This window comes from Actinocrispum wychmicini (genome assembly GCF_004345645.1).
Taxonomy (GTDB): Bacteria; Actinomycetota; Actinomycetes; order Mycobacteriales; family Pseudonocardiaceae; genus Kibdelosporangium; species Kibdelosporangium wychmicini.
Genome location: NZ_SLWS01000013.1, coordinates 224,141 through 238,051, shown reverse-complemented (window position 1 = coordinate 238,051; position 13,911 = coordinate 224,141). Strand labels below are relative to the sequence as shown.

11 protein-coding genes are annotated in these 13,911 nt (G+C 70.6%); 7 read left to right on the top strand and 4 right to left on the bottom strand.

The features are described 5' to 3' along the window. Nucleotides 1-84: 84 nt before the first annotated feature. The 4 genes from EV192_RS44500 to EV192_RS44485 all read right to left on the bottom strand — a co-directional run bounded on the left by EV192_RS44500 (nucleotide 85) and on the right by EV192_RS44485 (nucleotide 3,686). Nucleotides 85-816: a 16S rRNA (uracil(1498)-N(3))-methyltransferase gene (locus EV192_RS44500; RefSeq protein ID WP_132124789.1), complete on the bottom strand. Its 732-nt coding sequence runs from the start codon at nucleotides 814-816 to the stop codon at nucleotides 85-87. A gap of 9 nt (nucleotides 817-825) precedes the next feature. Then, entirely contained in the window at nucleotides 826-1,980 is a 1,155-nt protein-coding gene (dnaJ, locus tag EV192_RS44495; protein ID WP_132124889.1) for a molecular chaperone DnaJ, read from the bottom strand. A 67-nt stretch (nucleotides 1,981-2,047) separates the two neighbouring features. After that, nucleotides 2,048-3,070 carry a heat-inducible transcriptional repressor HrcA gene (gene hrcA / locus EV192_RS44490; RefSeq protein ID WP_132124788.1) on the bottom strand — a complete coding sequence of 341 codons (1,023 nt, stop codon included), beginning with the start codon at nucleotides 3,068-3,070 and terminating at the stop codon, nucleotides 2,048-2,050. A 121-nt stretch (nucleotides 3,071-3,191) separates the two neighbouring features. Then, entirely contained in the window at nucleotides 3,192-3,686 is a 495-nt protein-coding gene (locus tag EV192_RS44485; RefSeq protein WP_132124787.1) for a nuclear transport factor 2 family protein, read from the bottom strand. 141 nt (nucleotides 3,687-3,827) lie between these two features. On the opposite strand from EV192_RS44485, the gene EV192_RS44480 reads away from it, so the two are divergent. From EV192_RS44480 to EV192_RS44450, 7 genes are all read left to right on the top strand, one after another. Continuing rightward, the gene (locus EV192_RS44480) at nucleotides 3,828-7,076 is read left to right on the top strand and encodes an ATP-binding protein (RefSeq protein ID WP_132124786.1); all 3,249 of its coding nucleotides are present in this window, start codon (nucleotides 3,828-3,830) and stop codon (nucleotides 7,074-7,076) included. A gap of 53 nt (nucleotides 7,077-7,129) precedes the next feature. Then, the gene (locus EV192_RS44475) at nucleotides 7,130-8,338 is read left to right on the top strand and encodes an amidohydrolase family protein (RefSeq protein WP_132124785.1); all 1,209 of its coding nucleotides are present in this window, start codon (nucleotides 7,130-7,132) and stop codon (nucleotides 8,336-8,338) included. A 16-nt stretch (nucleotides 8,339-8,354) separates the two neighbouring features. Further along, the gene (locus EV192_RS44470) at nucleotides 8,355-9,650 is read left to right on the top strand and encodes an FAD-binding oxidoreductase (RefSeq protein ID WP_132124784.1); all 1,296 of its coding nucleotides are present in this window, start codon (nucleotides 8,355-8,357) and stop codon (nucleotides 9,648-9,650) included. 109 nt (nucleotides 9,651-9,759) lie between these two features. Then, nucleotides 9,760-10,590 carry a 5-dehydro-4-deoxy-D-glucuronate isomerase gene (gene kduI / locus EV192_RS44465; RefSeq protein WP_132124783.1) on the top strand — a complete coding sequence of 277 codons (831 nt, stop codon included), beginning with the start codon at nucleotides 9,760-9,762 and terminating at the stop codon, nucleotides 10,588-10,590. Then, nucleotides 10,587-11,351 (top strand): 2-dehydro-3-deoxy-D-gluconate 5-dehydrogenase KduD, encoded by a 765-nt coding sequence (gene kduD, locus EV192_RS44460; protein ID WP_132124782.1) that lies wholly within the window; start codon nucleotides 10,587-10,589, stop codon nucleotides 11,349-11,351. The genes kduI and kduD overlap by 4 nt, the downstream gene beginning before the upstream one ends. A gap of 19 nt (nucleotides 11,352-11,370) precedes the next feature. Next, complete coding sequence (locus tag EV192_RS44455) at nucleotides 11,371-12,177, top strand: IclR family transcriptional regulator (protein ID WP_243727464.1); 807 nt, start codon at nucleotides 11,371-11,373, stop codon at nucleotides 12,175-12,177. A gap of 10 nt (nucleotides 12,178-12,187) precedes the next feature. Further along, on the top strand, nucleotides 12,188-13,870 hold the full coding sequence (locus tag EV192_RS44450) for an L-lactate permease (protein WP_243727463.1): 1,683 nt from the start codon (nucleotides 12,188-12,190) through the stop codon (nucleotides 13,868-13,870). Nucleotides 13,871-13,911: the final 41 nt, after the last annotated feature.

Here is a 13,911-nt window from a genome sequence, read left to right as displayed (position 1 = left end):
TTTTAGTCTACTCGGCCCGTGGTGGTGCGCCCGTTTGTCGGACCGGGCACGGGCTGTGTCCGGTGTTTTTGTTGGCGGGCAACGCTACCAGCGGGGGGTCAGTGCGCCGAGGGCGCCGAGGGCGACGGCGGCGGCTGTGGAGGCGCGCAGGACGGTGGGGCCGAGTCGGGTTGGGTGGGCGCCGGCGGCGGTGAGGGTGGCTGTCTCGGTGTCGCTTATGCCGCCTTCGGGGCCTACTACGAGCATTATGTCGCCGTGGGTGGGGAGGGCGATTTCGGCGAGTCGGGTCGCGGTGGCGTCCAGGACCAGCGTTGTCGCCGTCGCGGCGAGGTCGGCCAGGTCTTTCGTGGTCGCGGGTTCGCGGACTTCGGGCAGGTGGGGGCGGCGGGCCTGTTTGGCGGCTTCTCGAACAGTGTTCCGCCACCTGGACAGGGCTTTGTCGGCGCGGGGTCCGTCCTCCCATTTCGCGACGCATCGGGACGCCCGCCACGGGATGATCACGTCCGCGCCGGCCTCGGTGGCGAGTTCGACCGCCAGTTCGCCCCGGTCGCCTTTGACGAGGGCTTGCGCGATGATCACCCGCGGTTGTGGCGCGGGCACGACGGACCTGGCGATCACGTTGAGCCGCAACGAGTCACGGCTTTCCGGGCCGGCCACTTCGCATGACAGGACCGTGCCGGCGCCGTCGGACACCGTGATCGCCTCGCCCGCCCGGAGCCGGCGTACGGTCGCCGCGTGCCGGCCTTCCGGGCCGTCGAGGACGAACTCGGTGCCGACGGGAAGCGTGTCGACGAGGAACAGCGGGGGCGTGCTCACCAGCCAGTCTTATCGGCCACGGTGTGAGCGGAGGCGGGAGAACAACCCGCCGCTCTTACCGTTTGTCACGGCGAGACCGCCCTCGTCTTCCCCCCGCAGCGTCGCCAGCTCCCGCAGCAGCTCGGTCTGCCGGGCGTCCAGCCTGGTCGGGATCTCCACGTCCACGTGGATGTGCAGGTCGCCGCGGCCGTCGACGCGCCCGGACTGCCGCAGTTTCGGCATGCCGCGGCCGCTCATCACCAGTTCGGTGCTGTGTTGGGTGCCTGGTTCGAGATCCAGTTCCTCGACGCCGTCGAGCGTCTCCAACGGCACCACAGCGCCGAGCGCGGCCGTTGTCATCGGGATCCGCAACGTGCAGTGCAGGTCCGCGCCGGCGCGTTCGAACGTGCTGTGCTGCAGTTCCTCCACTTCCACGTACAGGTCGCCGGCGGGGCCGCCGCCGGGGCCGACCTCGCCCTGGCCGGACAGGCGTACGCGCATGCCGTCCGCGACACCGGGCGGGACCTTCGCGACGATGGTCCGCCGCGACCGCACCCGACCGTCGCCCGCGCACTGCCGGCACGGGTCGGGGATGACCTCGCCGACGCCCCGGCACACGGGGCACGGCCGCGCGGTCACGACCTGGCCGAGGAACGAACGCTGCACGGCCTGGATCTCACCCCGGCCGCCGCAGGTCTCGCAGACCTCGGGCGACGTGCCCTCCGCACACCCGGAGCCCCGGCACAGCTCGCACAGGATCGCCGTGTCCACGGTCAGCTCACGGCTGACGCCGGTCAGGCACTCCTCCAAGGTCAGCCGCAGCCGGATCAGCGCGTCCGAACCGGGCTGCACGCGGCTACGCGGCCCGCGCTGGCCGCCGGCGGCCGAACCGAAGAACGCGTCCATGATGTCGCCGAGGCCGAAGCCGGCGAACGGGTCCCGCATGCCGCCGCCACCGGCGGCGGCGTTTTCCAGCGGGTCGCCGCCCATGTCGACGATCTTGCGTTTCTGCGGGTCGGACAGCACTTCGTAGGCGGCCGTCACCTCCTTGAACCTGTGCTGCGCCTGCTCGTCCGGGTTGACGTCCGGGTGCAGCTCACGCGCCAGCTTGCGGTAGGCGCGTTTGATCTCGTTGCCGTCGGCGTCCCGACGCACACCGAGGATCCCGTAATAGTCCCTGGCCACCTTTGTCATGTCCTCCTGCCGCAACGCGGTCCGCGGTGCGCCACCGCGCCCGGCTCCTTGTCATGCCTCATCGCACTGTGAGGATCTCCCCCACGTAGTTGGCAACTGCGCGGACCGCGGCGATAGTTCCCGCGTAGTCCATCCGCGTCGGGCCGACCACGCCCATCCCGCCGAGCAGCTCCACCCCGCCGTACCCAATGGATACGACGGACGTGCTGCGCATCTCCTCAGCCTCGTTCTCTCCTCCGATGCGTACGGTCACCGTGCCCGCGTCACGGGTGGACGCGAGCAGCTTCAGGATGACGACTTGTTCCTCAAGCGCCTCCAGCACCTGGCGCAACGATCCGGGGAAGTCGGCGACGTTGCGGGTGAGGTTCGCGGTGCCGCCGAGGACCAGCCGTTCCTCCGGGTGTTCGACCAGGGACTCGACCAGGACCGTGCCCACCCGCACCATCGCGTCCCGCAGGTCCGCCGGGGCCTGTTCGATCAGCTCGGCGACCTTCGCGGCCGCCTCCACCAGGCGGTGGCCGGCCAGCGTCGCGTTGACCATGGACCGGAGCCGGGCCAGGCTGTCGTCGGTGATCACGTCGCCCAGGTCGGCCATGCGCTGGTCGACCCGGCCGGTGTCGGTGATCGTCACGAGCATGACCCGGGCGGGGGTGATCAGCACCAGTTCGATGTGCCGGACCGTCGAGCGGGTCAGCGTCGGATACTGCACGACGGCGACCTGCCTGGTCAGCTGGGCGAGCAGGCGGACACTTCGGCGCAGCACGTCGTCCAGGTCGACCGCGCCGTCCAGGAACTTGCCGATGGCCCGCCGCTCCGCCCCGGACAACGGCTTGACCTCGGACAACCGGTCGACGAACAACCGGTACCCCTTGTCGGTCGGGATCCGGCCGGCGCTCGTGTGCGGCTGCGTGATGTAGCCGTCCTCCTCCAGGGAAGCCATGTCGTTGCGCACGGTCGCGCTGGAGACCCCCAGGCTGTGCCGTTCCACGATGGCCTTGGACGCCACCGGCTCGTGGTTGGAGACGTAGTCGGCCACGATGGCGCGCAGCACTTCGAACCGACGCTCGTCGGCGTTCACCACGGCACCTCCCGGCTGGACCGCTCCGAAACCCACCCTCAAGTTTACGGAGCCGCCGGCCGGTTACGCGCCCAGATCTGGATGACGAAAGATGACCAGGTAATTCGCGACCCGGCCAGGCCGGTCACCCGCGCGTCCCCCAGCGCGCCGGCGGGTCGAACCGGCCCGGTCGCATGATCCAGTACTCGACGTTGCGCCGGACCCGTCCGTCGCGGGCGAAGTACAGCACGTTCGTCTCTTCGAAGGTCAGCCAGTTGCCGTTGGCACGCAACGTGATCCACAGCTCGACGGCGGCTCGGTCGCCCTGGACCAGTGGCTCGCCGTAGCGGGTGGTGACCTCGGTCTGGCCCGCGGTGATGGTGCGCCAGTACTCCTGGATGGACCGCCGTCCGACGTAGGTGTGCGCGTCGTCGCCGGGGATCTCCTGGTACACGGCGTCCGCGGTGAAGATCCGGCCGACCGCCAGGTCGTCCTTGTCCCGCCACGCCCGGAGGTACTCCTCGACCCAGCGGACCACGGTGGCGCGGTCGGGTCCATGGCCGGTCGCCGACGCGGCCTGCGCGGCTGGCACTGTCAGGGCCGCGACGAGCGCGAGGGCCAGAAAACGACGACGGATCATGGTCGGTTGTCCGTTCGGGTCGGCGGGACTGGGGGGCGGGGTCACCGTGCCCGCGGCGGGCTGGGATTCGGCTGCGGAGGAGTTGAGGTCCCCGTGCCTAGACTGTGACCTGGGGGGATCCGGTTTGGGGGGTTCAGGTCCGTGAAACTGACGTTCCGGCTGTTCGGTTCGCTTGAAGTGGTCGACGACTCCGGCCACGTGCTCGACCTCGGGACGCGCAAGCAGCGTGCGCTGGTGGCCATGCTGGCGTCGCAGGCCGGCCGGGTGGTCTCGCTGGACCGGCTGATCGAGGAGCTGTGGGCCGACGAGGCCCCGGCCGGGGCGACCAGGACTCTCCAGGCCTACATCGCGCACCTGCGCAAGGTGCTGGAGCCCGGTCGCCGGCCGCGCACGCCGCCTGAGGTCCTGCTCACCCGGGCGCCCGGCTACCAGCTGGCGGTCGCGCCCGGACAGGTCGACCTGTGGCGGTTCAGCGCGGCGGTCGACCAGGGCCGGCAGGCGTTGGCCCGCGGGGCGCACCGCGAGGTGGTCGGCGTGCTGGACCAGGCGATGACGCTGTGGCGAGGGGACCCGCTCGGCGAGTTCACCGACGAGGAGTTCGCGCAACCGGTCATCGCCCAGCTCGTCGAGCAACGCGCCACCGCGTTGGCGAACGGGTTCGAGGCGCGGCTGGCCCTCGGCGAGGACGCGGCCCTGGTGCCCGGCCTGGAATCGCTGGTGGGCGAGTGGCCGTACCGGGAACGGGCCTGGTCGCTGCTCGTGCTCGCGCTGTACCGGGCCGGTAGGCAGGCGGAGGCGTTGGCCGCGCTGCGCCGGATCCGCGTCCGCCTGGCGGCGGATCTCGGCCTGCGGCCAGGGCCTGAGCTGAGAGATCTGGAACAGGCGGTGTTCGACCAGGCACCGCGGCTGCGGCTGGCCGAGCCGGTCGCCCTGCCGGCCGAGTCGCCGGTGGTCGAACCTTGTGGCCTGGTCGCGAGAGCGGTCGAGCTGGCGCTGCTGGAGCGCCGGCTGGCCCACGCCCGGCTGGGCGAGGGTGGTGCCGTGCTGATCACGGGCGAGGCCGGGATCGGCAAGTCCCGCCTGGCCCGTGCCGTGGCGGATTTGGCTGTCGCCCAACGGTTCCGCGTCGCCGTCGGCCGGTGTGTGGACGGCCCGGCGCCGGCCTTCCGGCCGTGGACACAGATCCTGCGCGCCGTTGGGGACAGCTCCGGTTTGCTGACCGGACGAACGGCCGTGACGGAAGACGATCCCGGCACGGCCCTGTACGAGCTGTACGACCAAGTCCTGGCCGCCTTGACCAAGGACGACGCGCCGCTCGTCCTTCTCGTCGACGACCTGCAGTGGGCGGATGCCTCGTCGCTGCGGCTGCTGGCCTTCGTCGCGGAGGAGGCCGCCCGCCGTCGGATGCTGGTGCTCGCCACCTGCCGTCCCGAACCCGGCGATCACCCCGAGGAACTACGGAACACGCTCGCGGCACTGTCCCGACAGCAGGCCACCGAGCGGGTCGACCTGACGCCGTTCACCGCCGAGGACGTCGCGCTCTACCTGCGGACGGCAGGAGTCGCCGAGGAACCCGGACTGGTCGCGGCCCTGCTGGCGAGAACCGGCGGGAACCCTTTCTACCTGGGCGAGGTGCTGCGTCTGCTGGCCGGCGAGCACGGACTGTCCACAGTGGTGCCGTCAAGCGTGCGTGCGGTGCTCGACCGGCGTGTGGCAAGGCTGCCCGACGAGACCAGGTCGCTCCTGCGCGCCGCGTCGGTCGCAGGCCGTGAGGTCGACATCGACTTGTTGGCGGCCGTGACCGGCGCTTCGCCGGAGGACGTGATGAACGGCATGGAGCCGGCGGTCGCGAGTGGGCTGGTGATCGACCTGGTCGCCGGCACCGACTACCGGTTCTCGCACGCGCTTGTCCAGGAGGCGCTCTACGCGGGGTTGAGCCGGCTCGAACGGGCCCGGCTGCACCTGCGCGTCGGCGAAGCGCTGGAACTGGTTGTGCCGCGGGACGAGTCCGCCCGGCTCGCCCATCACTTCGCCCAGGCCGCGAAGCTGGGTGGCGCCGACAAGGCGGTCGAGTACGCCGCGACGGCGGCTCGGCACGCGGGCAGCCAGCTGGCGCACACCGAGGCGGTCGAGTTCTGGCAGCTGGCGCTGGACGTTCTCCCGCCTGGCAGGGACGCCGAGCGGGCCCGGGTGCTGACCGGGCTGGGGCAGGCCCTCCGTTCGGTGGGGCGGCCGGAGGACGCGCGGCACGCCTGGACGGAGTCGATCCGGCTCGCTCGGCGCGCCGACGATCGGGACGCGCTCATTCCCGCCGTCACCGCGATCGGCGGACCCGCTGTGTGGACCTGGCGACCCTACGGCGTCGTCGACGCCGAAATGGTGGCCGTCATCGAAGGGCTGCTACGCGGGCCACTCACCGACACCGACCGGGCCACTCTCCTCGGCACCCTCGCCCTGGAGCTGCACTACGGGCCGCATCGGGCCGAGAGCGAACGGTACGCGACCGAGGCGGTCGAACTCGCCCGCGCCACCCGGGTGGCTCCGCTGTTGGCCAGGACGCTGAACAACTACCTGCTCGCGGTGTTCCGGCCGGGACGTAACGCCGTCCGGCGCGCGGCGGCGGAAGAGCTCGTCGCCTTGCCGGGACTGCCGCTGAGCGACGAGGTGACGGCGCGCGTGCACCTGATGTCGTGCATGCTGCGGGACGGGGACCTTGCCGGCTGGGACCGGGAGTTCGCCCGTTGCGAGCAGTTGTTGCGCACGGCTCCCCGGCGGGAGATCGAGTCGATGGTCCGCCTCGCACAGCCGGCGCGCTGGACCCTGGACGGCCGCTGGGCCGAGGCGCAGGCGCTGCTCGCGGACTTCGGGAAGCCGCAGTTCGGGTCGACACTGTGGGGTACCTCGTTCCGTCGGCTGGTGACCACGTTCACCTGTCGTCGCGCCCAGGGCCGTGTGCCCGAGTTGCTGGCCGAGCTGGTGGCCGCCGCCCGGGAACCGAACCAGGTGCCGCTGCGGCCCGTCGCCGTGCTGGCGGCCGTCGAGGCGAATCAGTGCGCGTTGGCGCGGGAGCTCATCGCGTTGTGGGGAACTGACACCGCCGAGGACTGGGTCGGCGACTTCCTCGTCGCGGTCTGGGGGCTGGTGGCCGCCCGCCTTGGTGTCCCCGATCCTCGGGAGCTGTACGAGAAGCTGCTCCCGTCCGCCGACCAGTTCGTGGTGGCCGGGATGGGCACTGCCTGTTGGGGGTCCACGCGCCTGGTCCTCGCGGAGCTGGCCGGGCGGCTCGGCCGGGCAGGCGAGGCCCGCGACCACGCCCGAGCGGCGCTGGAGGTCCACGAACGACACGGTCTGGCGTACTGGGCGGACCAGAGCAGGCGCCTGCTGGCCTGAGTCCCAGCTCGATCCCAGCTCGACCGCAGACCGGGCCCGCCACGGTCGACGCCATGGACACGAGCACAGTGATTCGGAACGTGCGGGTCTTCGACGGCGAGCGGGTCCTGCCCAAGGCGGACGTGCTGATCGACGGGGACCTGATCGCCGCCGTCGCGGAAAGCCCGAGCGACCTGCGAGCCGCCACCGAGGTCGACGGGACCGGCCGCACACTGCTGCCCGGCCTGATCGACGCGCACACGCACGCGTTCGACGGCAGCCTCGCCCAGGCGTTGACCTTCGGTGTCACCACGGAGCTCGACATGTTCGCCATGCCGGACAACGTCGCGCGCCTGCGCCGGGCCGCCGCCGAGTCGGACGACGTCGCCGACGTCCGCACCGCCCAGATCGGCGCCACCGCCCCGAACGGGCATCCCATCCAGATCATGGGCAAGCTGTACGGGCCGTTCAACACCGTGGCCGGTCCCGAGGACGCCGAGGGCTTCGTGGCGGACCGGGTCGCCGGCGGTGCCGACTACTTGAAGATCGTCATCGACGACGGGTCGTCCGGCGGAGTTTCGCTGCCCTGCCTCCAACCGGACAGCGTCGCCGCGCTGGTGTCCGCGGCCCACAGCGCCGGGCTCAAGACCATCGCGCACGTCGCCAGCGCCCATGACAGCGTCGTCGCCCTAGACGCCGGTATCGACGGCCTCGCGCACATCCACACCGACGGGGACGCCGAGCGGATCGCCGGGCTTGCCGCCGCCTACGGGGTCTTCGTGGTCGGCGCCATGTCCTTCGTCGAGGCCCTCACCGCGGAGACCGGCCGCGAACTCTGGCGCGACGAACGGATCTGGCAGTACCTCTCGGCCGGAGCTCGAGCGGCAGCTACCGCCGAGAGCACTGGTTTCCCGGTCAACCCCAACGGCATCCACAACGCGCTCGAGACCGCGGCCGCCATGCATCGGGCAGGCGTGCCGCTCCTGGCCGGCACTGACGCCAACGACGGTCCCCACGGCGGTTTCCGCGCCATCCACGGCGCCAGCATCCACCGCGAACTCGTCCTGCTGACGCAGGCGGGCCTCACGCCGGTGGCGGCCCTCGCCGCGGCCACCAGCGTCCCGGCGCGCCATTTCGGGCTCACCGACCGTGGCCGCGTCGCCGTCGGCCTGCGCGCCGATCTGGTCCTCGTCCAGGGCGACCCCACCACCGACATCACCGACACCCGGTCGATCACCGACGTCTGGCGCCGGGGCACCCGGCACCCACGGATCTCCGCGTGAACCAGAGGACACTTCGATGAACGAGCTGAAATCCGTTGTCCGCGGCCAGGTCTGGCTGCCCGGCGACCCCGGTTTCCACGCCGCCCGCCGCCCGTGGAACCTGGCCGTGCAGCAGCCGGTGGCCGCCGTGGTCGAAGTGGCGGACGCCGAAGACGTCGTCGCACTCGTCAAACACGCCCGCGCGGCCGGGATGACCGTCACCACCCAGCCCAACGGGCACGGCGCCACCGGCCGCACCGACGGCGCCATCCTGCTGCGCACCCGCCGGCTCGACACACTGGAGATCTCCCCGGCGACCCGCCGGGCCCGCGTCGGCGCGGGCGTCGCTTCCGGCCGTGTGCAGGCCGCCGCCGCACCGCTCGGGCTGACCGGCCTGCCCGGCAGCTCCCCGATCGTCAGCGTCACCGGGGTGGCTCTCGGCGGCGGGTTGAGCTGGTTCGGTCGCGCCCACGGCTGGGTCGCCGACAACGTCACCGCCTTCGACGTCGTCGACGCCGAAGGACACCAGCGACACGTCACTGCCGGAAGCGATCCCGACCTGTTCTGGGCTCTGCGCGGCGGGGGTGGCGATCTCGTCGTCGTCACCGCGCTCGAACTCGCCCTGCACCCTGCGCCGCGGCTGTACGGCGGCCGGGTCCTGTGGGCCGGCGAGTACGCCGCGCCGGTTGTGGACGTCTTCCGGCAGATCACCGCGACCGCGCCGGACGAGTTGACTGTGTGGCTGGACCTGCTGCACTTCCCCGGCGGCGATCCCATGGTCGCGGTGGACGCGACGTACCTGGGTGGCGAGGACGAGGCACGCCGCCTGCTGGCCCCGCTCGGTCGCCTGCCGAAGCCGTTGTCCGACAGCAGGAAAGTCATGTCGGTCGCGGAGCTGGGATCGATCACCGCCGAACCGGTCGCCCCGAGCGCGGGCAGTTCGTGGGGCGAACTCCTGACCGGACTGGACGACGACGCGGCCAAGACGCTGCTGGCCGAACCGATCGCGCCGCTGCTGAGCGTGCAGGTCCGGCACCTGGGTGGCGCGTTCACCCGCCCGTCCGACAGTCCGCACGGCCCGCTGACCGAGCCGTACGCGATCTACATGTTCGGCATTCCAGCCGACCCGGACACGGCCCTGTCGATCACTGACAGGCAGCTGTCACTCGCCGGCTCGCTCCCCGTCAGTGGCCGCAAACCGTTCACGTTCCTCAGTCCTGGCGAGAACGTGTCCGACGCGTTCAGTGCCGAAGTGGTCATCCGCCTGCGTGACATCAAGCGCCGCCGCGACCCGCGGCCCGTCTTCTGCGGCAACTTCCCGGTGGCCGACTGAACACCGCGGCCGGCCCGGGTGGTCTGGACCTTCCCTTGGCCGGGCCGAGCTGTTAGCGTCTTCCCAACTACTGGTTCAGTGTTCCACTGACTGGTACATGGAGGTCGCGGTGGACGTTCGGTACTCGACCAGTCCGGCGGAGGCGCGCGGGTACGACACCGCGCAGCTGCGCCGGCACTACCTGGTCGAGGACGTGTTCGTCCCGGGAGCGGTGCGCCTCACGTACAGCCACGAGGACCGGGTGGTGCTCGGCGGCGCCATGCCCGGCCCTGTTCCGTTGCGCCTCCAGGCCGACGACGCCCTGCGAACGGACCACTTCTGCGAACGTCGCGAGCTGGCGGCTTTCTGCGTCGGCGGGCGCGGAGCGGTGACCGTGGACGGTACTCCGTACACGCTGTCCCGGGGAGACCTTCTCTATGTCGGCCGGGGCGCCGCCGAGATCACGTTCGCCAGCGTCGAAGGCGCCGAACCAGCGCGGATCTACCTGGCTTCGGCGCCCGCGCACCGCGCACTTCCGACCACCTTGGTGCGCGGCCAGGACGTGGCACCCGTCGACCTCGGCACGCCCGAGTCCGCGAACGCACGCACCCTTCGCCGGTACATCGACGGCACGCACGTGCGGAGCTGCCAGCTGATGATGGGCTGGACCCAGCTCGCGCCGGGCAGTGTCTGGAACACCATGCCGGCGCACACCCACGCGCGCCGGACCGAGTGCTACTTCTACTTCGACCTGGAGCCGGACGCCCGGCTGGTGCACCTGTTGGGCGAGCCCGGCGAAACCCGGCATGTCATCGTCCGCAACGAACAGGCGGTCATCTCACCGAGTTGGTCCATCCACTCCGGCGCGGCGACCGGCAGCTACTCGTTCCTGTGGTTCATGGCGGGCGAGAACTACCGGTTCGACGACATGGACCACGTCGCCATGGCGGACCTGCGATGACGTACCTGCGGAAGCTGTTCTCCCTGGACGGCCGCACCGCGCTGGTCACCGGGGCGCGGACCGGGCTCGGCCGGGCGGTCGCGGTGGCACTGGCCGGCGCGGGCGCCGACGTCGTGCTGCTCGGCCACGGCGGCGACTTCTCCGGAGTCCAGGAGGAGATCGAGGCGTACGGCGGCACCGCGTCCGTCGCCCAGATCGACCTTTCCGAGCCGGACCAGGTCGCCGACCAGGCGACGCGGCTCGTCGACACGCGTCAGATCGACATCCTCGTCAACAACGCGGGGATCATCAGGCGGTCCGACGCGGTGACGCACTCGCTCGACGACTGGCGTGCCGTCATGGCCGTCAACCTGGACTCGGTGTTCGAACTGACCCGGGTGGTCGGCGGCCGGATGGTGCACCGGCGGGCCGGGAAGATCATCACTGTCGCGTCCCTGCTGAGCTTTCAGGGCGGGATCAAGGTGGCCGCCTACACCGCGAGCAAACACGCGGTCGCGGGACTCACCAAAACGCTGTCCAACGAGTGGGCGGCGAGCAATGTACAGGTCAACGCGATAGCCCCGGGCTACTTCGCGACCGACAACACCGCTGCGCTGCGCGCCGACGAGCGACGCTACGAGGAGATTCTGGGTCGTATCCCCACGGGCCGGTGGGGATCTCCGGACGATCTCGCCGGCGCAGCGGTGTTCCTGGCCAGTTCGGCCTCTGACTACGTAACCGGACATGTCTTGGCGGTGGATGGTGGCTGGCTCGCTCGCTGAATACCGGGACAATGTCCCAATGAACGGTACATCGACACCGTCGGCCGAGAAGGACGACCACATGCCGAAGGCCCCGCAGAGCGGAACGCTGGAGCGGGGACTGGCCGTGCTCGAACACGTCGGGATGCGCCAGGAGATCTCCACCAACGCCATCGCGACCCAGCTCGGCCTGTCCCGCAGCGCCGTCTACCGGATCGTGCACACCCTCAAGGAACTGCAGTACCTGGAGGCCGACCACGTGACCGGCCGGGTACGGCTCGGCGCCCGCCTGGTCGAACTCGGTGTCCAGGCGATGTCGTCGACGGACCTGCACAAGGCCGCGCCGCAGTTCCTGGCCGGACTGGCCGCGCACACCGGAGAGACGATCTTCCTGGCCGTCCCGGACGGCGACGCGATGGTGTACGTGGCGAAGGACCGGGGCGCCAACGCCGTCACGTTGCACTGCCAGCTGGGCACTCGCCGCCCGCAGCACGCCTCGTCGCTCGGCAAGGCGTGGCTGGCCGCGCTGCCAGCCGGCGAACGCGTCGACCGGGTGACGCGGATGCGGCTGGACCGCTTGACTCCCAACACAATTGTGGACCGGACACAACTGCTCGACGACCTTGAGCGAACCTCAAGGCGGGGTTGGGCGATCGACAACATCGAGAACGAGCCCGACGTCGGGTGCGTCGCGGCCCCGGTCCGGGACCGCACCGGACAACCGGTCGCCGCGATGAGCATCGCCGGTCCGGCCGGGCGGGTGCTGCTGCGCGTGGACGAACTGGGACCCATGGTGGCTGACGCCGCGGCCACCCTGTCCCGCCGGTTGGGGCACATGCCCCAGTAAAGGGGTTGCAGTGATTCAGGATTATCAGCCGGCCGGCCCGTTGTGGCTGTCGGCGGTCATCGCGGCGTTACCGGTCATCGTGCTGCTCGTGACGCTCGGCGTGCTGCGCCGCTCGGCGCACTTGTCCGCGGCGCTCGCGTTGGTGGTGGCGTTGGTCGTGGCGCTCGCGGCGTACCGGATGCCTTTCGGGCTGGCGTTCGACTCGGCCGCGATGGGGATCGCGTTCGGCGTGTGGAACGTGATCTGGATCGCGTTCCACGCCGTGTACTTCCACAACGTCACGGTCGCGACCGGCCGGTTCGAGACGGTCAAGTCGGTGCTGGCCGGGTTCAGCCCGGACCGGCGGCTGCAGGCGTTGCTGATCGCGTTCGCGTTCGGCGCGCTGCTGGAAGGCATCGCCGGTGGCGGCGCGCCGGTCGCGATCACCGGCGCGATGCTCGCGGCACTGGGTTTCCCGCCGGTGAAAGCGGTCGTGTTGGCGTTGCTGGCGAACACGGCGCCGGTCGCGTTCGGCGGGCTGGGCAACCCGCTCATCATCCTGGGCCGGTTGACCGGGCCGATCCTGAACCTCAAGCCGGACGACGCGACCGCGTTGTTCTCCGCCGTGGTCGGCCGTCAGCTGCCACTGATCTCGTTGATCATCCCCGGTTTTCTGGTGGTCGTGCTGTGCGGCTGGAAGAAGATGACCGAGGTGTGGCCGGCCGTGCTCACCGCCGGGCTGTCCTTCGCGGTCGTGCAGTTCCTTGTCTCCAACTACGTCAGCGCGAGCCTGGTGGACGTGCTGGCGGCCCTCGGCGCGATGTTGGCTCTGTGGCTGCTGTCCCGCGTGTGGCAGCCCAAGGCGGTGTGGCGCTTCGACGGCGAGGTACCGGAGATGGCCAAGGGTGTCGGCACCACCGCGCGGCCGCGCGGAGCGCTGTACGGATTCGCTCCCTACATCGTGCTCATCGTCGTCATCCTGCTGTCCCGGATCGGCACGATCTGGCCGAAACTGCCGTCCTGGGCCAATCTGACGACGTTGCTGCAGAAGCCGAGCATCATCTTCACCTGGCCGGGGCTGCACAACCAGGTGATCCAGTCCCCGCCGATCACCGCGAAACCCACGCCGTACGGGGCCTCGTTCACGATCGACTGGCTGTACTCGGCGGGCAGCATGGCGTTGATCTCCGCGGTGCTCGCCGGCCTCACCATGGGCGCGGGCATCCGGAAACTCGCCCGGGTGTACGTGCGGACGATCGTCCAGATGCGGTGGGCGCTCGCGACGATCATGATGATCCTCGGCATCGCGTTCGTGATGAACTACTCTGGCGCGACCCAGACCCTCGGCCTGGCGTTCGCCACGACCGGCGTGCTGTTCCCGTTGTTCTCCGCGTACATCGGCTGGCTCGGCGTGTTCCTCACCGGCTCGGACGCGTCCACCAACAGCCTGTTCGGGCCGATGCAGGTGATCTCCGCGCAGCAGCTCGGCATCAACCCGGTGCTGGCCGGCGCGACCAACACGTCCGGCGGCGTGATGGGCAAGATGATCTCGCCGCAGAACCTGTCGATCGGCGCGACCGCGATCGACAAGACCGGCGAGGAGTCGACGCTGCTGCGGCAGACGTTCCTGTGGTCGCTGGCGTTGACCGCCGTCGTCGGCGTGATCTCCTTGCTCCAGGCGGAGATCCTTACGTTGATGATCCCCACGAAGTGACGTCGTACATGTGAATTTCGTCCGGTCGAAGGGGTTGTGAG